Source organism: Streptomyces sp. NPDC101776, assembly GCF_044766845.1.
Classification (GTDB): Bacteria; Actinomycetota; Actinomycetes; order Streptomycetales; family Streptomycetaceae; genus Streptomyces.
In genome coordinates this window covers 814,376-835,278 of the sequence record NZ_JBIWMV010000002.1, presented here as the reverse complement: position 1 = coordinate 835,278, position 20,903 = coordinate 814,376, and the positions used below count along the sequence as shown (strand labels likewise).

Below are 20,903 nucleotides of genomic sequence, written 5' to 3'. Positions count from 1 at the left end.
AAGGGCGTTCAGCGCTCCAGAACCACCCGCCCCCCGACCTCCACCCATCCCCCCGGCTGCGGAGCCGTAAGTATCTGCGACCCCGCGCCCTGCGTGATGTTGAGGGCGCGGCCCAACTGGTCGGTCAGGAGCAACGCCGCCGCGCCGGTCGCCTCGTCCTCGTGGATGCCGTCGTCCCGGCCGGGGAAGGCGCGGGCGCGGACGCGGCCCGCCGCTTCGTCCTCCCAGGCCCAGGCGTAGATCCACTCGCCGGGCGGGGGGACGGGCAGGGCGTCCACCTCGGCGGCGGTGGCGTACTGGCGCAGGGTGCGGGGCGGGGCCCACTCCGGGAGGGCCTCGATCCAGCTGAACTCGCCGTCGAGGCGGGTGCCGACTATGCCCGCGGGAGTGACCAGTTCGGGTATGTCCAGGAGCCAGGCCGTGCCGACGCAGGGGTGGCCGGCGAAGGGCAGGCGGGTGGTCGGGGTGTAGATGTCGATGATTCCGCGCTCGGGGTCGTCGACGAACACCGTCTCGCTGAAGCCGAGTTTCCCGGCGAACACCTGCCGCTCGTCCGGGTCCGGCATGACGGAACCCTCGCGGACGACGCCGAGTTCGTTGCCGTATCCGCCGCTGGGACCGCAGAAGACACGCAGTACGTCGTAGTCAGTCACGGGGGAATTGAAGCATCGCCGGGGCTGTCCCGTACATCGAGCACGGGACCGCCCCGACCAAGCCCTACGCCTGAGTACGGCGCCTGCGCATCGCGAACACCACGCCCGCGCCCGCCGCCACGGTGACCGCCGCCGCCGTGCCGAGTGCCGCCGCCGGTATGCCGGAGCCCGTCGAGGCGAGGGAGCCGGTCGCGCCGCCCGTCGTCGAACCGGTGACGCCGCCCGAAGTCGAGCCCGTCGTACCGGAGTTGCCGGAGGAGCTGCCCGTGCCGCCCGACGACGAGGAGCCGTCGGAGGGGAGGGTGGCGTCCGCGGTGAGGGCCACCGACAGGTCGAGCGGGTCGAGTTCCGCGCCGGTCTGGTAGAAGCCGCCGAAGGCCTTCGCGCCGGCCGCGGTGAGGGTGGTGGTGACGTCGTCGAGGGTGATGACGTCGTCCTTCGCGGTGAGGTCGGTCGAGCCCGCCTTCAGGTCGGCCAGGACGACGTCCTCGGACTTCTCGCCGAGGCTCGTCACGTCCGCCGTCAGCTTGCCGGAGCCGCCGTCGAGGGTCGCCTTGAGGTCGGTGAAGGTGAGGTCGAGGCCGTAAGTGCCGTTGTCCTCATGACCCTTGAAGTTCACCGCGCCCTCGAAGGCGGCGGAGAGGGTGTCGGCGTCCGTGTCGTAGCTGCCGGTCGCGCCGGTGAAGGTGAAGACACCGTTGCCGGTGGCCTGGGCCGCCCCGCCCGAGGTGGTGATCTCGCCGTTGGCGACGCTGCCGACGACGTAGGAGCGGAAGGACTCCTTGACGCCCCAGGCGAGGGTGCCGTCCGCGATCTCGCCCTTGGTGGCGGCCGGTTCGGAGGCGGTGTCCGAGGGGCTCGCGGTCTCGGAGGGCGGGGTGGACGGGGTGGCCGTATCCGTGGACGTGGGGCTGGGCGTGGTGGACGCGGGCGTCGACGGCGGCGGCGAACTGGGCGCGCTCGGGGTCGGGGACGTCGTCGACACGGGCTTGACCGCCGACAGCGGGTCGCCGGCCGCGTTCGCGTACGTATCGCTGCCGAGGAACGTGCCCGCGGCGGCGGTGAGCGTGGTGGCGAGGTTCGCCAGGTCCTGGCCGGTGGGCGCGGCGACCGTGGCGAGCGTCACGTCCTGCTGCTTGGCGCCGCCGTCCGCGACGAGGTCCGCGGTGAGGGTGCCCGCCGCGCTGTCGTACTGGAAGTCCGACATCTCGCGCACGAAGCCGTGCAGCGTCGACTTGGCGGTGATCGCGCCCTTGAACGTGAGGTGCACGGCGTGGCTGGTCGTGTCGTAGGTGCCTGCGCCGGCGGTGAAGGTGAAGGTGCCGTTGTCGACGCCCTGCGAGGCGCCGTCCGTGGTGGTGAAGGAGCCCTGCGCGTAGGTCTTCACATAGGTGCGGTACGACTGCTTGATGCCCCAGGTCAACTCGTAGCCGCTGAGCGGGACTTCGGCCGCCGACGTGGTGGTCGTGGCGAGCGCGGTGGCGCCGAGCGCGGCGGCGGTCGCGACGGCCGCGGCGAGGGCGAAGGAACGACGAGGTCTGACGGGCATGGCCGTGGTTCTCCTTGGGGTGAGTGGATGGTCCGTCAACAGGCGGACCGAGTAGGGGGGTTACTCCGCTTCCGGCGACGCGCTGTCGGTCGCCGGGCGGGTGCGGCGCCTGCGGACGACGACGAGCGCGGACACCGCGGCCACCACGAGCAGGGCGCCGGCCGCGAGGCCGATCGGCAGGGCGGCCGAAGTGCCGTCGCCGGCAGCGGAGTTGTCGGCGACCGGCTCGGCGGAGACCGAGGGCTCGGCCGACTGCTCCTCCGGGGTCCCGCTCGCCGTGGGTGCACTGCCCAGGTCGGGCAGCGCGGGCAGTTTCGCGTCGTCGGTGAGGGCGACGGCCAGGGACACCGGGTCCATGTCGGTGCCCGCCTGGTACATCCCGGCGAAGGCCTTGGCGCCCTGCGCGGTGAGTGTCGCGGGTGCCTCGGTGAGCTTCGCGAGCCCCTTGACCGCCTTGAGGTTCTTGGCGGTGAAGGTGACCAGCGGCACCTTCTTGCCGGTGAAGTCGGCGCTGGTGACGTCGGCGTAGAGGGTGCCCTTGCCGTCGTCCTCGACGGTCGTCCGGACCCCGCTCAGCTTCAGATCCAGGCCCTCGGTGCCGGTGAAGCGGACCGCGCCCTTGAACGAGGCCGTCAACTGCCCGCTCTTGTAGGTCCCTTCACCGCTCGGGAAGCGGAAGAGGGCGCCGCCGTCCTCCGCTCCCGCCGACAAGGTCCACTTGCCCTTCGCGATGTCACCGGTGACGTACTCCCGGAAGGTGCGGCGCACCCCCCAGTCGACGGCGCCGTCCACGATCGCGCCGCTCGAACTCTCCTTCTTCGCGGCGGACTTGGTCGGTGTCGGGGTGGGCGTGGCCTTCTTCGTGGCCGCCGCCCTCACGTCCGCCGAGAGGCTGACCGGGTCCAGGACCGTGCCGGCCGTGTAGTAGCCGGCGAAGGACCTGGCGCCCTGCGAAGTGAGCGTGGCGGGCAGGTTGTCGAGGACGACGGAGGTGCCGGCGCCCTTCATGTTGATGCCGCCCAGGGAGAGGTTGGCGAAGGGCACCTGGGAGGACGTCGTGACCGTCCCCGTTCCCTTCGCCTTGCTGGTGACGTCCAGATAGAGCGTGCCGCCGGAGCCCGTGATGCGGACCGTGGGGCGGCTCAGGGTGAGGTCCAGCTCGTAGGTGCCGTCGGTCTTCTTGTGGCCGACGAAGTGCACCCCGCCCGCGAAGGACGAGCGGAACGTGCCCGTCGAGCCGTCGTACGAACCCGTCGCCGAGGGGAAGCGGAACTGGCTGCTGCCCACCGTCGCCGCGCCGCCCGTGAGGGAGTAACTCCCGTTCGCGATGGGCCCGGTGACATAGCTCTGGAACGAGGACTTGATGCCCCAGTCGAGCCGGCCGCCCTGCACGGTACGGCTCTCGGCGTGGGCGAGGGCCGTGGGGAGGAGGGCGCCGAGGACAGCCGTGAGCAACACGGTGACCAGGGCTTTGAGGCGCGCGGGCATGGATGGGTCCTCCGGTGACGACAGCCGGTAGCGAACGAAGGTAAGGCTAACCTAAGCTTTCTTCACCAGAAACGACAGAGTCCGAAGCAACAGAGAGAGACGGGCGGGACCGTGCCACGCTTGCGCACACGACTGGCGGGAGCACTGTTGACCGTGCTCGCGCTCACGCTCACCGGATGCGGGGGCACCGGGACGTCCGCGACCACGGCGTCCTCCGCGTCCTCGAAGGCCGCCGTCGCGGCCAACCGCGTGGAGCCGCTGACCGACACACCGGAGCCCCGGCTCCCGGTCACCGTCGGCTCGGCGGACGGCAAGAAGGTCACCGTCAGGAACGCGCGGCGGATCGTGCCGCTCTCCGGCAGCCTCAGCGAGATCGTGTTCACGCTCGGGCTCGGCGACCGGGTCGTGGCCCGGGACATCACCGCCACCTTCCAACAGGCCGCGAAACTCCCCCTGGTGACCCGCAACCACGACGTGTCCGCCGAGAGCCTGCTGTCCCTCAAGCCCGATCTCGTGCTCGCCGAGAAGACCACCGGACCGGCCGAGGCCATGGGCCAGATCCGCGCGGCCGGCATCCCCGTCCTGGTCGTCGACCCGGCCCAGGGTCTGGCGGACGTCGGCCCGCGCATCCAGGCGGTGGCCGACGCGCTGGGCGTACCGGCCGCGGGCAAGGAGCTGACCCAGCGCTCGGAGGACCGGATCGCCGCCGTGCGCAAGGCGATTCCGCAGCACAAGGAGAAGCCGCGGGTCGCGTTCCTGTATCTGCGCGGGTCCGCCTCCGTGTATCTCATCGGCGGCAAGGGCTCCGGCGCGACCTCGCTGCTGGAGGCGGCCGGGGCGGTCGACGCGGGCGCGGAGTCGGGGCTGAAGCAGGACTTCACCGCCATCACCACCGAGGCGCTCGCGCAGGCCGCACCCGACGCGATTCTCGTCATGACCAAGGGACTTGAGTCGGTCGGCGGGATCGACGGGCTGGTGAAGATCCCCGGTGTCGCGCAGACCCCGGCCGGGATGAACCGGCGGGTCGTGTCGATCGAGGACGGGGTGCTCCTCAACTACGGGCCGCGTACCGACCAGGTGCTCACGTCGATCGTGGCGCAGCTGTACGGGGGCGGGGCCAAGTGACCGTACTGGACAAGGGGGTTGAGGCAGCTGTTACGCCAACTCCCGCGCGTCGCAAGCGCAGTGCGGCCTGGCTGCTCACCGTCGGGCTGGTCGTGGCGCTGCTCGTGCTCGTTCCGGTGGCGGCGGGTCTTGGCGCGTATCCGATTCCGACGGGGGATGTCCTGTCGTCGGTGCAGCACCGACTGGGGCTCGGCGGGGGCGCGTTGGACCGCGTGCCGGAGTCGGTGCTGTGGAACGTGCGGTTCCCGCGGATCGTGCTCGCGCTGCTCGTCGGGGCGTCGCTGGGGTGCGCGGGGGCGTTGATGCAGGGCGTGTTCGGGAATCCGCTCGCCGAGCCGGGGGTCATCGGGGTGTCCTCGGGGGCGGCGGTGGGCGCGGTCGCGGTGATCGCGTTCGGGCTGGACTTCCTCGGGACGTGGACGGTGTCGGCGGTGGCGTTCGTCTCCGGGCTCGCCACGGTTCTGCTGGTGTACGCGATGTCACGCTCGGGCGGGCGTACGGAAGTGGTCACGCTGATCCTCACCGGGATCGCGCTGAACGCGTTCGCGGGAGCGTTGATCGGTCTGTTCCTGTTCTTCGCGGACACGGCGGCGGTCAACCAGATCACCTTCTGGCAGCTCGGTTCGCTCTCGCAGGCGACCTGGCCGAAGGTGCTCGCGATCCTGCCGTGCGCGGTGATCGGGCTGACGCTCGCGCCGCTCCACGCCGGCCGCCTCGATCTGCTCGCGCTCGGTGAACGCCCCGCGCGGCATCTGGGAGTTGACGTCGAACGGCTTCGGATCGTCCTGGTGCTGGTCATCGCGCTGCTGACGGCGGCGGCGGTCAGTGTCTCCGGGATCATCAGCTTCGTCGGGCTGGTCGTGCCGCATCTGCTCCGCATGGCGGCGGGGCCCGGTCATCGTTTTCTGATTCCGGCCAGTGCGCTGCTCGGTGCGTTGGCGTTGTTGGGGGCGGATTTGACGGCTCGTACGGTTGCGGCGCCGGCGGAGTTGCCGCTCGGTGTGTTGACGGCGTTGCTCGGTAGTCCGTTCTTTTTCTGGCTGTTGCGGAGGACGCGGCGCAGGCAAGGGGGGTGGGCGTGATGCGGGTTGTGTGGGACGCGGTGTTTGTTGCCCGGTCGAGAATGCCACGGGATGTGCGTTGGGGGGGTGCGGGCCGGTGGGGGCTGGTCGCGCAGTTCCCCGCGCCCCTTCTGCTCCGGCCGTCAGTTGTCCGCCGACCACCGGCTCCTCTCCGGCCACCCCTTCCGCTCCGGCCGCCAGTCGTCCGCCGACCACCGGTTCTCCTCCGGCCACCCCTTCCGCTCCGGCCGCCAGTCGTCCGCCGACCACCGGTTCTCCTCCGGCCACCCCTTCTGCTCCGGCCGTCAGTCGTCCGCCGACCACCGGCTCCTCTCCGCCCGTCCCATCTCCTCCGGCCGCCAGTCGTCGGCCGACCACCGGCTCTTCTCCGGCCACCCCTTCCGCTCCGGCCGTCAGTCGTCCGCCAACCGTCGGTTCTCCTCCGGCCGTCGGTTCTCCGCCCGCTGGCGGTTCTCCGCCGCTCGCCGACTCTTCTCCGCTCGCCGACTCTTCTCCGTCGCGACGGTGCCCAGCGCCCGTGAACCATCCCGGCGGTGCCGAACAGCCCCCATCCCCCACCCCCAAGGAACCCCCGCATGAGACTCCTCCGCGGTCGACCCGTGCCTCCCGTCCCCGCCGAACCGGGTGACGTACTCGCCGAGGCCGAGGATCTCCACGTTCGGCTCGGGCAACGGGAAGTCCTCCACGGGGTGTCCGTGCCTGTCCGGGCCGGTGAGGTGTTGGCGTTGGTCGGGCCCAACGGGGCGGGGAAATCTACCCTGTTGGGTGCGCTGGCGGCCGATCTTCCGGTCGCGGCAGGGGTCGTACGGATTCACGGGCGGCCCGCGACGGGGTGGTCCGCTCCCGAACTCGCGCTGCGGCGGGCCGTGTTGCCCCAGTCGGCCACGCTGTCCTTTCCGTTCACCGTCGAGGACGTCGTACGGATGGGGCGGGCGCCGCACGCCACGACGCCCGCCGAGGACGATCTCGCCGTGGCGGAGGCGATGGCGCGGACGGAGGTCACGGGCTTCGCGCTGCGGCCGTTCTCGGCGCTCAGTGGTGGTGAGCGGGCCCGGGTCGCGCTCGCCCGGGTGCTGGCTCAACGTGCGCCGCTGTTGCTGCTGGACGAACCGACGGCCGCGCTCGATCTACGGCATCAGGAACTGGTGCTGCGGCTGTGCCGGGAAAGGGCGCACGCGGGGGACGCGGTGGTCGTGGTGCTGCACGATCTCGCGCTGGCCGCCGCCTACGCGCACCGGGTCGCGATCCTGCGCGCCGGTCGTGTCGCCGCCGACGGTCCGCCCGGGGACGTATTCACCGAGAAGTTGCTTTCGGACGTCTACGACCAGCCGGTTGAGGTGTTTCCGCATCCGCGCACGGGGGCGGTCGTGGTGACACCGAAACGCCCCGCTTGACTCTCCCTTGACCGTTCGTTGACGTTTGTTTTTGGCCGTTGAGATCAAGCCGTGTCTGTGATTTTTCTGTGGGCAGTGAATGCCCACCCGGACGGGTATGACTGAGGTAAGCCTCAGGTAAGTTAGGGCAGCCTCACCACACTCTCCCGCTTGGAGCCTGCATGCGTGCCGTCCGACTTCCCGTCGCCACCGCCGTCGCCGCCGCGGCCGCACTGACCGCCGTGACGGCGTGCACCGCGAAGAGCGATGCCAAGGACGGCGACGCGATCCAGGTGACCGCCGCCGACTCCAAGTGCACGACCTCCACCAAGTCGATCCCGGCCGGCCAGGTCACGCTGAAGATCGAGAACACCGGCTCGAAGGCGACCGAGGTCGAGATCCTCTTCCCGGACGACCGGATCGTCTCCGAGAAGGAGAACATCGGGCCGGGCACCAAGTACACGCTCACCGCCGAGGTGAAGGCCGGGTCGTACGAGATCGCCTGCCGGCCGGGGATGAAGGGGCACGGCGTCCGGCAGAAGCTCACCGTCACCGGTGGCTCGGTCGCCAAGCGCGACCCCAAGCTGGACGCGGCCGTCGCCGCCTACCGCGAGTACGCGCAGGAGCAGGCCGACGCGACGATCCCGAAGGTGGAGACGTTCGTCAACGCCATCAAGGCGGGCGACCTCACCGCCGCCAAGAACGCCTACGCCCCCTCCCGCGTCGGCTGGGAGAGCACCGAGCCGATCGCCGAGTCGTTCGGGGACATCGACCCGAAGACCGACACCCGCGCCGACGGCCTGGAGAAGGGCCAGAAGTGGACCGGCTGGCACGCGCTGGAGAAGGCGCTGTGGCAGGACAAGAAGATCGGCGCCGAGCAGAAGACGCTCGCCGACGAACTGCTCACCGATCTGAAGGACTGGCAGAAGCGGGTCGGCAAGGCCGAGATCACCCCGACCTCGATGGCCAACGGCGCCAAGGAACTCCTCGACGAGGTCGCCACCGGGAAGGTCACCGGCGAGGAGGACCGCTACTCGCACACCGACCTGAGCGACTTCAAGGCCAACGTCGACGGTGCGAAGAAGGCGTACGAGCTGCTCAAGCCGGTCGCGCAGAAGAACGACGCGGCGCTGACCACCGAGCTGGACAAGCAGTTCGCCGCGATCGACACGCTGCTCGACAAGTACCGGTCGGACAAGACCTCCGACGGCTTCGTGTCGTACGACACGGTCACCAAGGACCAGCAGAAGGAGCTGTCGGACGGGGTCAACGCGCTTGCGGAGCCGCTGTCCAAGCTCGCCGCCGCCGTCGTGAAGTAGGGGATCACCATGGCCGAGACCCCGAAATCCGAGACCCCGAAATCCGAGAGCCCGTCCCGGCGTTCGCTCATCGGCTGGGGCGGTGCCGGGCTCGCGCTCGGTGCCGTCGCGGCCGGTGGCGCGGTCGCGATGAGCCGGGTCGGTGAGGACGTCGATCCGGCGGGCGCCGAGACGGGTGCGGCCGTCGCCTTCCACGGCACGAACCAGGCGGGCATCGCCACGCCCGTGCAGGACCGGCTGCACTTCGCCGCGTTCGACGTGAAGACCGACGACCGGGCCGAGTTCGTGCAGATGCTGAAGGACTGGACGGCCGCCGCCCGCCGGATGACCGGCGGGCACGCGGTCGGCGACGGGGCCTACGGCGGGCTCGCCGAGGCGCCGCCGGACGACACCGGTGAGGCGCTCGGCCTGAAACCCTCGCGGCTGACCCTCACCATCGGCTTCGGGCCGTCGTTCTTCGAGAGGTTCGGTCTCCAGGACGCCCGTCCCGAAGCCCTCGTCGACCTGCCGCAGTTCCCCGGCGAGAACTTCGACAAGTCCCGTACGGGTGGCGACCTCTGTGTGCAGGCCTGTGCGGACGATCCGCAGGTCGCCGTGCACGCGATCCGCAACCTGGCCCGGATCGGCTTCGGCAAGGTCGCCATCCGCTGGTCCCAACTGGGCTTCGGGAAGACCTCGTCGACGACACCGGGGGCTCAAACCCCGCGCAATCTCATGGGGTTCAAGGACGGCACCCGCAATATCGCGGGCACGGAGACGGACCGGCTGAAGAAGTTCGTATGGGTGGCCGAGGGCGACACCACCAAGAACTCGGCCTGGATGACCGGGGGTTCGTATCTCGTCGCCCGGCGCATCCGGATGAACGTCGAGACCTGGGACCGGACCTCGCTCCAGGAGCAGGAGGACGTCTTCGGCCGGGACAAGGGCGAGGGCGCGGCCGTCGGCAAGGCGAAGGAGCACGACCCGCCGTTCCTGAAGGCGATGAAGCCCGACGCGCACGTCCGGCTCGCGCACCCCGACACCAACGGCGGGGTCACGATCCTGCGCCGGGGCTACTCCTTCACCGACGGCACCGACGGCCTCGGCCGGCTCGACGCGGGCCTGTTCTTCCTGGCCTACCAGCGCGACGTACGCAAGGGATTCATTCCGCTGCAACGCCGGCTGTCGGCGACCGACGCGCTCAACGAGTACATCCAGCACGTGGGTTCGGCGGTCTTCGCCGTCCCGCCGGGCGTCCGTGACCAGGACGACTGGTGGGGCAGCACGCTGTTCTCCAAGAACGCGAAGGAGTCGTAGACCGTGTTCTCGAACTATCTGATCGGTCTGCGCGAGGGGCTGGAGGCCAGTCTCGTCGTCTGCATCCTGATCGCCTATCTCGTCAAGACGGACCGGCGGGACGCGCTGAAGCCGATCTGGATCGGCATCGTCGTCGCGGTGCTCATCGCGATGGGCTTCGGCTGCGCGCTCGAATTCGGTTCGCAGGAGATGACGTTCCAGGCGCAGGAGGCGCTCGGCGGCTCGCTGTCGATCCTCGCGGTCGGTCTGGTGACGTGGATGGTGTTCTGGATGCGGCGCACCGCCCGGCATCTGAAGGCCGAACTGCACGGCAAGCTGGACGCCGCCCTAGCGATGGGCACCGGCGCGCTGGTCGCCACCGCGTTCCTGGCGGTGGGCCGCGAGGGCCTGGAGACCGCGCTGTTCGTGTGGGCGTCGGTGCACGCGGCGAGCGACGGCACCCCGCGCCCGCTGGTCGGTGTGGGACTGGGTCTGGCCACGGCGGTGTTCCTGGGCTGGCTGTTCTACCGGGGCGCGCTGAAGATCAACCTCGCCAAGTTCTTCACCTGGACCGGCGCGATGCTCGTCGTCGTGGCGGCGGGGGTGCTGGCGTACGGCTTCCACGACCTCCAGGAGGCGGACTGGGTCCCGGGGTTGACGAAGCTGGCCTTCGACATCAGCGACACGATCCCGCCGGACAGCTGGTACGGCACCCTCCTCAAGGGCGTCTTCAACTTCCAGCCGGACCCGACCGTCCTCCAGGTCACGGTGTGGCTGCTGTACCTGATCCCCACGATCACCCTCTTCTTCGCCCCGGTAGGGTTCGCCTCCGGGAAGGGGAAGGTGAAGACACCTGATGAGCAGGGATCGCAGCCCTCGAAGGCTCCGCAGGCTTGACCGGCGCGTACTCATAGCGGCCTCGATGACCGCTTTGTCGCTGACGGCGAGCGGTTGTGTGGTGGTCCACGGCGAGCGGGAGGTGCTGCCCGCCACCACCCGCGCCGAAGCGGCCACGGCGCTCCAGCAGTTCACGACCGCGTACAACGCGGCGGACAAGGCGTACGACAGTTCCCTGGACGCCGCTCATGTCACCGGCGCGCTCGGTGACATCGACGCGGCGCGGCTGAAGGCGGGGCACACCAACTCCCCGGCCGGGAACGCGAATTACTCGCCGCTGGAGCTGACGGACGCCAAGTTCACCATCCCGAAGAAGGCCGGCTGGCCGCGCTGGTTCGTCGCCGACACCGCCGCCAACAAGGGTGGCAGCGCCCGCTGGTTGCTGGTGTTCACCCGCAACGACCTGTCCGAGCCGTGGCAGGTGGCGTATCTGACGCTGCTCGCGGCCGGCGCCGTACCGAAGTTCGCGACCGACAAGGACGGCTGGGCCGAGGCCGTACCGGCGAACTCGACCGAACTGACCGTCGCCCCGGGCGAGTTGAGCCAGAGCTACGCGACGTATCTGAAGAGCGGCGGGACCGCCTTCGCGGACGGCACGCACACCAGCGCGTGGCGCGCGGACCGGGCGAAGAACGCCTCGAAGCCCGGCCTCGCCACCCAGTACCTCGACGAACCGCTGACCAGCGGTGACTACGCCCCGCTGGCGCTGCGGACGGCGGACGGCGGGGCGCTGGTGTTCTTCACCACGCGGTACTTCCAGAAGGAGACCGCGGCGGAGGGCACATCGGTGCCGACCCAGAACAAGGACGTCCAGGCGCTGACGACGGGCGAGGTCGAGCAGTCCCTCACCCTCCAACTCATCTCCAACGAGGTGGCGTTGGACCCGAAGCGGGGCGGCAAGGTGTCGGTGCTGGGGCGGATCGAGGGGTTGACCTCCGCGCAGGGCGGCTGACCCCGGAGGCCCGCGACAAGCCCCTGTCGACCTAACGGCCCAGTGGCCAGGCGGCGTTGGCGTGGTGGTCCGGTTCCTGGCCCGCGTACCGGGCGCACGCGTCCGTGAGGGTCTCCAGGAGGGTCAGCGGGTCGGGCAGGGGGTGCTCGGGGCCGCGGACCCAGTACACGGACTGGTTGTCGCCGGGGAGTTGGGCCGGGGGGACGAGGACGTAGGAGCCGCGGCAGTGCCAGCGCAGGCCGGGGTGTTCGTCCATCGTCTCGGGGTGGCAGTCCAGTTCACACGGCCACCACTCGTCCTCGTCCTCGGGGGTGCCGCGGGTGAGGGTGAAGAAGAGCAGCCGTCCGTCGTCGCTCGCGGCGACCGGGCCGACCTCGATGCCGGCGGCGAGCAGCCGCTCCAGGGCCTCCTGGCCCGCTTCGAGGGGGACGTCCAGGACGTCGTTGACCATGCCGGTCGCGGTGATGAAGTTGGCCTGCGGCTGGTGACGGGCCCAGCGCTCGATCTGGGCGCGGTCGGTCGTGGACTGCGTCTGCCAGGCGAAGGACACCGGGTGCCGGGCCGGTGTGGGGCAGCCCACACGGTCGCACGAACATCGGTAGCCCGGGGCGGGGTGCGCGGCGGGCGCGAGCGGCAGTCCCGACTCGGCGGCGGCCAGCAGCAGGGCTTCACGCCCGCTGCCGTCGGGGGCCTCCTGCGGGCGGCGTCCGCGCAGCCACGAGGAGAGTCTGCCCTGCCGACCGGTCCGGCCACCGAACGTCGCGCTCATCTATCTCCTCGCCTTGCTGCTTGCCCTGTCGTTGTGCGGAGAACTTCCCCTATGGTCCCACCATCCTGCGCCCCGAGAGGCCGGACCTCACATCCGGGGTGGGTGGGACGAGACACACGAGTCAGATGTGTGTCGCTTTCGGCGAAAGTGTCACGCTTTTTCCGGCCAGGGGTCTCCCCAGCTCACGTCCCGTGCCGCCTTGTACAGGTCGCCGTGGCGTTTGGTGACCGTCGTCCGACGCAGCTGCTCGTCGGCCTCGCAGAGGTCGAGGAGTACCTGGCCCTTGCGGATCTGCGGGCGTCTTACGACGCGGGCGGGGGCGGGGTCGACCTCGACGGGGAGGCGGGCGGCGGCGACGTAGCTGAACTTCTCGTCCTCGTACGGCAGGGAGCCGCCCTTGACCTGGCGGTGCAGGGAGGAGCGGCTGACCCGTGCCGAGAAGTGGCACCAGTCCTCGCCGGGGGTGATCGGGCAGGCGGCGCTGTGCGGACAGGGGGCGGCGATGTGGAAACCGGCGGCGATCAGGCGGTCGCGGGCCTCGATGACGCGGGTGTAGCCGGCGGGGGTGCCGGCCTCGACGATCACGACCGCCTGTGCGGCGGACGCGGCGGCGTCGACGAGGGCGGTCCGGTCGGGGGCGGTGAGTTCGTTGAGGACGTAGGAGACGGTGATCAGGTCGGTGGCGTCGAGGGTGAGGGCCGGGCCGATGCGGGCGCGGCGCCAACTGGTGTCGCGCAGGGCCGAGTTGGTGGCGGCGAGTTCCTTGCCCAGGGCGAGGGCGGGCTCCGCCCAGTCGAGGACGGTCACCGGGCGGTCGCCGGGCCAGGTGGCGCTGACCGCCCAGGTCGCGGCGCCGGTGCCGCCGCCGATGTCCGTGTGGGCGGTGGGGGTCCAGTCGGGTACAGCGTCCGCGAACGCGTCCAGCGCGGAGCGTACGGCTTCGAAGGTCGCCGGCATCCGATAGGCCGCGTAGGCCGCGACGTCCGCACGGTCGCGCAGGATCGGGGCGTCGGTGGGGGTGGCTCCGCGGTAATTGGCGATCAGCCGTTCCACGGCACCGGTGGCCTGCCTGGGCGGAAGCCCGTCGAGCAGGGACGCGAGTGCGGTACGGAGGGTTTCAGCTGGGGCCACGGGGTCGTTCACCCGCCGATTCTAAGTTGCCCGGGGTGGGTGCGGGCCCCGCTCCAGGTTGCCGGGGTGGGTGCGGTCAGCCCCGCACCGCCCGCGCCACCCGCGTCCCCGCCGCCGCCCTCGGCCCGCTGTCCGACCCCCGTCTCCGCGGGTGGACGGTGTTCGCGAGGAGGACCAGGAACGTGTCCGTGGACGGGTCCAGTACCAGTGACGTGCCCGTGAACCCGGTGTGGCCCACCGCCCCCCGTCCCGCCAACTCCCCCATGAACCACGCCTGATCGACCCCGAAGCCCAGCCCCGGCGGGGTCAGCAGGAGTTCCACGAAGTCCGTGCCGAGGATACGGGCGGGGCCGTAGGAACCGCCTGCCAGCAGGGTGCGGCAGAAGACCGCCAGGTCGCGGGCCGTCGAGAAGAGGCCCGCGTGGCCGGCCACGCCGCCCAGTGCCCACGCGTTCTCGTCGTGGACGACGCCCCGCAGCATGCCCCGGTCCGCCTTGGCCCAGGGGCGGCGCTGGTCCTCCGTCGCCGCCGCGCCCGGGCAGGGGCCGAAGTCCGTCGAGGTCATGCCCAGGGGGCGGGTGATGCCGTCGTGGACGAGGACGTCGAGGGTGCGGCCGCTGATGCGTTCCAGGACGAACTGGAGGAGGAGCAGGTTCAGGTCCGAGTACACGTACTCGCCCGGCTCCGCCACCGGCGCCTCCGCCCGCAGCATCGCCAGACGTTCCGCGTCGTCCGCGCAGTCGTAGAGCGGGAGTTCGGGGCGCAGTCCCGAGGTGTGGGTGAGGAGTTGGCGGACCGTGATGCCGTGGCGGGCCGCCGCGCGGAAGTCCGGGAGGTAGGCGCCCACGCGGGCGTCGATACCCAGCGTGCCCCGCTCGATCTGCTGCATCGCGGCCACCGCCGTGAAGAGCTTGGCGAGGGAGGCCAGGTCGAAGGAGGTGTCCACGGTGGCCGGGACGCGGGCGGCCGGCGGCAGTTCCACCCCCCGGTCGGTCTCGGGGTCGTAGGCGGAATACCGTACGGCCCAGCCCGCCGCCTCCTCCACGGCGATCACCGGGCCGCGGCCCGCGACCACGACGGTGGCCGCCGCCCAGGGGCGGTCGCCGGTGGTGAGGTCGTGGACCTCCCGGACCAGATGACGGAGTTCCTCGGGGTCGAGGCCCGCCCGTTCCGGGGTGTCGTGGCGCAGTCTCGGGGCGCTCAGCTCCCCACTCCCTCCGCGGTCGTACGTGTGTTCCAAGGACGGCACATTCCCACGAAACATGCCACCGCGACCAATGCGGCCACCAGTTGGACGACCGCCATCGGGACGGCGGTGTGCTCGCCCGCGATGCCGACGAGCGGGGAGGCCACCGCGCCGATCAGGAAGGAGGAGGTGCCCAGCAGCGCGGAGGCGGACCCCGCGGAGTGGCGGGTGCGCATGAGCGCGAGGGTCTGGGCGTTGGGGAGGGTCACTCCCATCGCCGACATGAGGACGAACAGGGCCGTGGCTATCGGGACCAGGCCCACCTCCCCGAACACCCCCGTCGCCATCAGCAGCAGCGCGGTCGCCGCCAGCACCACCACCGCCAGGCCCGCGGCCAGGGCCTTGTCCATGGAGACCCGGCCCACCAGCAGCTTTCCATTGATCTGGCCCACCGCGACCAGGCCGACCGAGTTGACGCCGAACAGCACGCTGAAGGTCTGCGGGGAGGCGCCGTAGATCTCCTGGACGACGAAGGGGGAGGCCGAGATGTAGGCGAAGAGGGCCGCGAAGGTGAAGCCGCCCGTGAGCATGTAGCCCGTGAAGGGGAGGTCGGCGAGGAGGGCGCGCATGCCGCGCAGGGCCTCGACGGTGCCGCCCGCGTGGCGGTCGGCCGGGGCGAGGGTCTCGGGGAGGCGGGTCCAGACGAGGACCGCCAGCGCCGTCCCGACGAAGGTCAGGATCACGAACACGCCCCGCCAGTCCGTCACCCGGAGGATCTGGCCGCCGACCAGCGGCGCGACGATCGGGGCGACCCCGGAGACCAGCATCAGGGTGGAGAAGAAGCGGGCCATCGCGACACCGTCGTAGAGGTCGCGTACGACCGCTCGGGCGATCACTATGCCGGCCGCGCCCGCGAGGCCCTGGAGGAGGCGGAAGGCGACCAGGGATTCGACGTTCGGCGCGAACGCGCACAGCGCCGTCGCCAGGACGTAGACCGCGAGGCCCGTCAGGAGCGGGCGTCTGCGGCCCCACTTGTCGCTCATCGGGCCCACCACCAACTGGCCCAGCGCCATGCCCGCCAGGCAGGCGGTGAGCGTGAGCTGGACGGTCGCGGCCGGTGCGTGCAGGGAGCGGGTGACCTCGGGGAGCGCGGGGAGGTACATGTCCATCGCCAACGGGGGCGTCGCGGTGAGGCCGCCGAGGATGAGGATGACGAGGAGGCCCGCTCGGCGGGTCGCCTTGAGCGACGACGGTACGGCGGACTGCGGCACGGCCTGCGCCTGCGCCCTCTGCTCGGGCATGTGCCCCTCCCTCCCTGGCTGATCCGCCACCTATGCTCTCAGCTCGTACAGGGTGCCGAGGTACTGGTGAGCGAGGGTGGGACCACGATGACGGAAGAGAACGTGCGCTGGGGAGTCCTGGCGACCGGCGGGATCGCCGCCGCGTTCACGGCGGCGCTGGTCGATCTGCCGGACGCCGAGGTGGTCGCGGTGGCCTCGCGGACGGAGCCCTCGGCGAAGGCCTTCGCGGAACGGTTCGGGATCGAGCGGGCCTACGGCGACTGGGACGCGCTGGCGGCGGACGGGGACATCGATGTCGTCTACGTCGCCACCCCGCACTCGGCGCACCGCGCGGCGGCCGGTCTCTGTCTGGAGGCCGGGCGGAACGTGCTCGTCGAGAAGGCCTTCACCCTCAACTCCCGTGAGGCCACGGAACTTGTGGAACTGGCGAGGGCGCGTGGCAGCTTCCTGATGGAGGCCATGTGGATGTACTGCAATCCGCTGGTACGGCGGCTGAAGGCGCTCGTCGACGACGGCGCGATCGGTGAAGTGCGCACGATCCAGGCCGACTTCGGGCTTGCCGGACCGTTCCCGCCCGCGCACCGGCTGCGCGATCCGGCGCAGGGCGGCGGCGCGTTGCTGGACCTCGGGGTGTACCCGGTGTCGTTCGCGCATCTGCTGCTCGGTGAGCCCGCCGACATCAAGGCGTCGGCCGTGCTCTCCCCCGAGGGCGCCGATCTCCAGACCGCGGCCCTGTTCTCCTGGGACAGCGGCGCGCTGGCGGCGCTGCACTGCTCGATCGTCGGCGGTACGGGGACCTCGGCGTCGGTGACCGGTTCGCTGGGCCGGATCGACATCCCGGACGGCTTCTTCCACCCGGAGCGGTTCGCGCTGCACCGGGACGGCCGTGACCCCGAGGAGTTCGTCCTCGACCCGGCGGACGGACCGCGCAACACGCTGCGGCACGAGGCGTCCGAGGTGATGCGGGCACTGCGGGCCGGCGAGACCGAGTCACCGCTGGTGCCGCTGGAGGGCACGCTCGCGGTGATGCGCACGCTGGACGCGGTGCGGGAGCGGATCCGGGTGCGGTACCCGCAGGAGGGGTGACGCGAGGTGTGACGCCGGGTTCCTATGTGCAGGGTGTCGGTACCGGCGGATGAAGGAGCGGGTGCCGCAGGGCGGGCGGATCATCAACAACGGGTCGATCTCCGCGCACGCGCCCAGGCCGCACTCCGTGGCCTACACCGCGACCAAGCACGCGCTGACGGGGCTCACCAAGTCCCTTTCGCTGGACGGGCGGCCGTACTCGATCGCGGTCGGGCAGATCGGCATCGGGAACGCGGCGACCGACATGACGCGGCGGATGGAGACCGGGGCGTTGCAGGCGAACGGGGTGGTGGCCCCGGAACCGGTGATGGATGTCGCGGATGTGGCGCGCACCGTGCGGCACATGGCGGAGCTGCCGTTGGCGGCGAATGTGCAGTTCGCGACGGTGTTGGCGACCTCGATGCCGTATGTGGGCCGTGGCTGAGGCAAGTTGCACAAACGGAATTTGACCGTCCGCACCATTGCGCCCGGTTACTGACTTATGCTCAACTCTTCTCCACCAAAGCTTCACAGTTGGGCACTGAGCTTCCGCGGCCACACCGAGGGGGGAGGCGACAGTCGTTCCATCGCCCGGGTGGGGGTGGGCCTCGCGTCGGACCGCGAGGTTTCACACCGGGCGGTGGAACGGCTGTCGCACAGTTCAACTCCCTTGCTTCTCTTCGGTCTTGGGCTCCGGCTCGGGCTCGGACCCTTCGGTCCCGGCCTTCGCCGCCGCCACGGCCGCCCGGCGCCTGCGCAGCGCGAACGCGCCGCCCGCGAGCACCACGACCGCCCCCGCCGCGCCTTCCAGCAGCCGCCAGGGCGAGGAACCGTCCGCCGACGAGGCCCCCGAAGCACCGGCGCCCGGCGCGCCCTTGGCGCCCTTCCCCGACGGTGTCGGGCTCGCGGTCGCGCCGCCCTCGCTCAGCGGATCGACCAGTGTGCCCACGGCGCGGGCCGAACTCCCTTTGCCGAAGCCCCAGTCGAGGAGCGCGGCGGTCTCCTTGTAGACCTCGTTGCCGCCGTTCGCGGGGTGCATCACGGTCACCAGGAGGGTGCGGCCGCCACGGGTGGCGGCGCCGGTGAAGGTGTTGCCGGCGTGGCTGGTGTAGCCGTTCTTCACGCCGATGATGCCCGGGTACGTGCCCAGACCGTAGGCGCCGGTGAGCAGGCGGTCGGTGTTCTGGATCTGGAAGGTCTTCTTGCCGCCGGCCGGGAAGTTCGCGGTCCTGGTGGAGCAGTACGCGCTGAAGTCGGCGTCGTGCAGCCCGTGCCGGGCGAAGAGCGTGAGGTCGTACGCCGAGGAGAGCTGCCCGGGGTGGTCGAAGCCGTCCGGGCTCACCACATGCGTGTCCAGGGCCTGGAGGTCCTTCGCCTTGGCCTGCATCTCGGCCACCGTCGCCGCGATGCCGCCGTTCATGTGGGACAGCACATGCACGGCGTCGTTGCCGGAGCGGAGGAAGACGCCCTGCCACAACTGGTGGACGGTGTACAGGATTCCGGGCTTGACGCCGACCATGCTGGAGCCGGAGGGGACGTCGGCGAGGTCCGCGTCGGTGGCCCGGTAGGTGCGGGTCCGCTCGAACTTGCCGAGCACGGTGTCGGCGAACAGCATCTTCAGCGTGGACGCGGGCGCGAGCCGCTGATGCGCGCGGTACGAGGCGAGCACCTCGCCCGTCCTGTGGTCGGCGACGATCCAGGAGCGGGCGGTGAGCTTCTTGGGCAGACCGGTGGCGTCGCCCACCTGGATCCCGTCGCGGGCCAGCCGCTCACCGCCTATCACCGTCGCCGCGGACGCGGGTGCGGCCGCCGCCAGGGGAAGAGCGGCGGCGGTCAGGCCGAGAGCGGCACGCCGGGTGAGCCGAGAGGAATCGCGCATCCCGGGACCGTACAAAATCAGGGTGGGGCGGTGCACGGCGGGGGTGGCGAAAAAGTGTCGGAGTGAAGGCGCGGGACCCCACACCAACAGGCCATTGAACAGGGGTTTCCTGGCAGGAGGCCCTCGACGGCTTAGGAATGAGCTGTCTGACACAATTCTGATTTCGGGCGTCTTTTTCTCAGCTCACACACATCCCTTACTCAGGACGACTCAAAGCTTTCTCCATAGCTTGTGGCCGCGCCCACAGCGGGCGCCAAGAACCTTTGGGGAATGGGATGTTTGGCATCTATCTCAAGCGCGAGCTGAGCCGGCGCAAGAAGGCGGCCCTGGTCATCGCCATGGGTCTGGCGCTCGGTATCGCGCTGGTCATCACCGTCAACTCGGTGTCGGCCGGCATGAGTCAGGCTCAGGACAAGGTCCTCAAGTCTCTTTACGGTCTCGGAACCGACATGACCGTGACCAAGGCGCAGTCGGCCCCCAAGGCCGGCAGCTCGCAGGGTCCCAGCTTCAAGTTCGGCGGCACCTCCACCAGCAGTTCGCAGAGCTCGGACCGGGTGAACACGCAGGGCGGTCAGGTCCTCGCGTCCTCCCTGGTCACCAAGGTCGGCTCGCAGAAGGGCGTGTCCGCCGCGGTCGGCTCGCTCACACTGAACGTCACCAAGGTCGACGGCTCCTTCACCCAGGGCAAGGCCAAGTCCTCCACCACGTCCGGCAGTTCGGGTTCCTCGCAGCAGGGCGGCCCCGGCGGCGGTGGCGGAACCAGCAGCACCGGCGCGCCGCAGGTCCAGGGCGGCGGCGCCAACTTCAACGTGAACTCGTACTCGGTCGCCGGCATCGACGTCACCGACCAGACGCTCGGCCCGCTGTCCACGTCGAAGATCACCTCCGGCAAGACGTTCACGACCGCGCAGACCAACGCGAAGGTCGCCGTCGTCAGCGCGTCGTACGCCAAGTCGAAGAAGTACAAGGTCGGTTCGACCTTCTCGATCTCCGGCACCAAGTTCACGGTCATCGGCATCGCGACGCCCAACAGCAGCGAGTCCACGGTCGACGTGTACCTGCCGCTGAAGCAGGCGCAGACGCTGGGCGACTCGAAGGACAAGGTCACCACGATCTACGTCAAGGCGACCGACTCCAAGCAGATCTCGGCCGTCAAGACGACGATCCAGAAGAACATCTCGGGTACGACGGTCACCACCTCCGCCGATCTCGCGTCCACCGTGTCCGGTTCGCTGTCCACCGCCTCCAACCTGGCGACCAGCGTGGGCAAGTGGCTGTCGATCGCGGTGCTGATCGCCGCGTTCCTGGTGGCCGCGCTGCTGACCTCCTCGGCGGTGTCCCGCCGGGTGCGTGAGTTCGGCACGCTGAAGGCGCTCGGCTGGCCGAGCCGCAAGGTGACCCGGCAGGTCGTCGGCGAGTCCATGGTCAACGGTCTGATCGGCGGCGGTCTCGGTATCGCGCTCGGTCTCGCGGCGGCCTACGCGGTCACCGCGATCAGCCCCAAGCTGACCGCGCAGCTCGGCTCCACCGGCGGTGGCGGCCAGGGCGGCGGTCCCGGTGGTGGCGGCCAGGGCGGTCCCGGCCAGCAGGCCACCTCCAACACCCTGGAGATCGCGCTCAACGCGCCGGTCTCGCTGACCACGATCGCCCTCGCGGTGGGCCTGGCCGTCACCGGCGGTCTGATCGCCGGTGCGATGGGCGGCTGGCGTGCCTCCCGGATGCGGCCGGCGGACGCCCTGCGCAGCGTGTCGTAGACGGCGGCTGTCACCGTGCGGCCTCCGTCGTGGAGCGCCGCACCCCCGAACCGGGGCGCCGCCACCGTTCCCCCCGGGCGGCGGCGCCCCGCCTCTCCTCTTCAC

General features: G+C 70.7%; 18 protein-coding genes and 1 pseudogene. 11 read left to right on the top strand and 8 right to left on the bottom strand.

What is annotated here, in order from left to right; genetic code table 11:
* Positions 1-8 precede the first annotated feature (8 nt).
* From ACIRRY_RS09470 to ACIRRY_RS09460, 3 genes are all read right to left on the bottom strand, one after another.
* Entirely contained in the window at positions 9-653 is a 645-nt protein-coding gene (locus ACIRRY_RS09470; protein WP_403969807.1) for a PhzF family phenazine biosynthesis protein, read from the bottom strand.
* Between the two features lie 64 nt (positions 654-717).
* Positions 718-2,202: an HtaA domain-containing protein gene (locus tag ACIRRY_RS09465; protein WP_403969804.1), complete on the bottom strand. Its 1,485-nt coding sequence runs from the start codon at positions 2,200-2,202 to the stop codon at positions 718-720.
* A gap of 60 nt (positions 2,203-2,262) precedes the next feature.
* Positions 2,263-3,690, bottom strand: a complete 1,428-nt coding sequence (locus ACIRRY_RS09460) for an HtaA domain-containing protein (RefSeq protein ID WP_403969802.1) — start codon at positions 3,688-3,690, stop codon at positions 2,263-2,265.
* Positions 3,691-3,810: 120 nt separating this feature from the next.
* On the opposite strand from ACIRRY_RS09460, the gene ACIRRY_RS09455 reads away from it, so the two are divergent.
* The 8 genes from ACIRRY_RS09455 (at position 3,811) to ACIRRY_RS09420 (ending at position 11,713) form a co-directional block, all read left to right on the top strand.
* On the top strand, positions 3,811-4,815 hold the full coding sequence (locus tag ACIRRY_RS09455; protein WP_403969799.1) for a hemin ABC transporter substrate-binding protein: 1,005 nt from the start codon (positions 3,811-3,813) through the stop codon (positions 4,813-4,815).
* The gene (locus tag ACIRRY_RS09450; RefSeq protein ID WP_403969796.1) at positions 4,812-5,897 is read left to right on the top strand and encodes a FecCD family ABC transporter permease; all 1,086 of its coding nucleotides are present in this window, start codon (positions 4,812-4,814) and stop codon (positions 5,895-5,897) included. Before ACIRRY_RS09455 ends, ACIRRY_RS09450 begins: the two co-directional genes overlap by 4 nt.
* Positions 5,898-5,948: 51 nt before the next feature.
* Entirely contained in the window at positions 5,949-6,476 is a 528-nt protein-coding gene (locus ACIRRY_RS09445; RefSeq protein WP_403969793.1) for a hypothetical protein, read from the top strand.
* On the top strand, positions 6,473-7,291 hold the full coding sequence (locus tag ACIRRY_RS09440) for a heme ABC transporter ATP-binding protein (RefSeq protein ID WP_403969790.1): 819 nt from the start codon (positions 6,473-6,475) through the stop codon (positions 7,289-7,291). Before ACIRRY_RS09445 ends, ACIRRY_RS09440 begins: the two co-directional genes overlap by 4 nt.
* A 161-nt stretch (positions 7,292-7,452) precedes the next feature.
* Complete coding sequence (efeO, locus tag ACIRRY_RS09435) at positions 7,453-8,589, top strand: iron uptake system protein EfeO (RefSeq protein ID WP_403969787.1); 1,137 nt, start codon at positions 7,453-7,455, stop codon at positions 8,587-8,589.
* A 9-nt stretch (positions 8,590-8,598) separates the two neighbouring features.
* Positions 8,599-9,885 (top strand): iron uptake transporter deferrochelatase/peroxidase subunit, encoded by a 1,287-nt coding sequence (efeB, locus tag ACIRRY_RS09430; protein WP_403969785.1) that lies wholly within the window; start codon positions 8,599-8,601, stop codon positions 9,883-9,885.
* A 3-nt stretch (positions 9,886-9,888) separates the two neighbouring features.
* The gene (gene efeU / locus ACIRRY_RS09425; RefSeq protein WP_403969782.1) at positions 9,889-10,761 is read left to right on the top strand and encodes an iron uptake transporter permease EfeU; all 873 of its coding nucleotides are present in this window, start codon (positions 9,889-9,891) and stop codon (positions 10,759-10,761) included.
* Positions 10,721-11,713: a hypothetical protein gene (locus tag ACIRRY_RS09420; RefSeq protein WP_403969779.1), complete on the top strand. Its 993-nt coding sequence runs from the start codon at positions 10,721-10,723 to the stop codon at positions 11,711-11,713. The genes efeU and ACIRRY_RS09420 overlap by 41 nt, the downstream gene beginning before the upstream one ends.
* Positions 11,714-11,744: 31 nt before the next feature.
* Here the strand turns inward: ACIRRY_RS09420 and ACIRRY_RS09415 are convergent, their stop codons facing one another.
* From ACIRRY_RS09415 to ACIRRY_RS09400, 4 genes are all read right to left on the bottom strand, one after another.
* Positions 11,745-12,482, bottom strand: coding sequence for a bifunctional DNA primase/polymerase (locus tag ACIRRY_RS09415; protein WP_403969776.1), 738 nt, complete (start codon positions 12,480-12,482; stop codon positions 11,745-11,747).
* A 150-nt stretch (positions 12,483-12,632) separates the two neighbouring features.
* A complete protein-coding gene (locus tag ACIRRY_RS09410) occupies positions 12,633-13,625 on the bottom strand; it encodes a small ribosomal subunit Rsm22 family protein (protein WP_403969773.1) in 993 nt (330 codons plus the stop codon).
* A gap of 64 nt (positions 13,626-13,689) precedes the next feature.
* Positions 13,690-14,877 (bottom strand): serine hydrolase domain-containing protein, encoded by a 1,188-nt coding sequence (locus ACIRRY_RS09405; RefSeq protein WP_403969770.1) that lies wholly within the window; start codon positions 14,875-14,877, stop codon positions 13,690-13,692.
* Positions 14,814-16,100, bottom strand: coding sequence for a multidrug effflux MFS transporter (locus tag ACIRRY_RS09400; protein WP_403969767.1), 1,287 nt, complete (start codon positions 16,098-16,100; stop codon positions 14,814-14,816). The genes ACIRRY_RS09405 and ACIRRY_RS09400 overlap by 64 nt, the downstream gene beginning before the upstream one ends.
* Positions 16,101-16,187: 87 nt before the next feature.
* Here ACIRRY_RS09400 and ACIRRY_RS09395 point away from each other — a divergent pair, with 87 nt between their 5' ends.
* Entirely contained in the window at positions 16,188-17,186 is a 999-nt protein-coding gene (locus ACIRRY_RS09395; protein WP_403969764.1) for a Gfo/Idh/MocA family protein, read from the top strand.
* Between the two features lie 16 nt (positions 17,187-17,202).
* Positions 17,203-17,610: pseudogene (locus tag ACIRRY_RS09390) on the top strand (SDR family oxidoreductase); the annotation flags it as partial.
* 216 nt (positions 17,611-17,826) lie between these two features.
* On the opposite strand, the gene ACIRRY_RS09385 reads toward ACIRRY_RS09390, so the two are convergent.
* Positions 17,827-19,044: a D-alanyl-D-alanine carboxypeptidase family protein gene (locus ACIRRY_RS09385; RefSeq protein WP_403969761.1), complete on the bottom strand. Its 1,218-nt coding sequence runs from the start codon at positions 19,042-19,044 to the stop codon at positions 17,827-17,829.
* 275 nt (positions 19,045-19,319) lie between these two features.
* Here ACIRRY_RS09385 and ACIRRY_RS09380 point away from each other — a divergent pair, with 275 nt between their 5' ends.
* Complete coding sequence (locus ACIRRY_RS09380; protein WP_403969758.1) at positions 19,320-20,798, top strand: ABC transporter permease; 1,479 nt, start codon at positions 19,320-19,322, stop codon at positions 20,796-20,798.
* Positions 20,799-20,903: the final 105 nt, after the last annotated feature.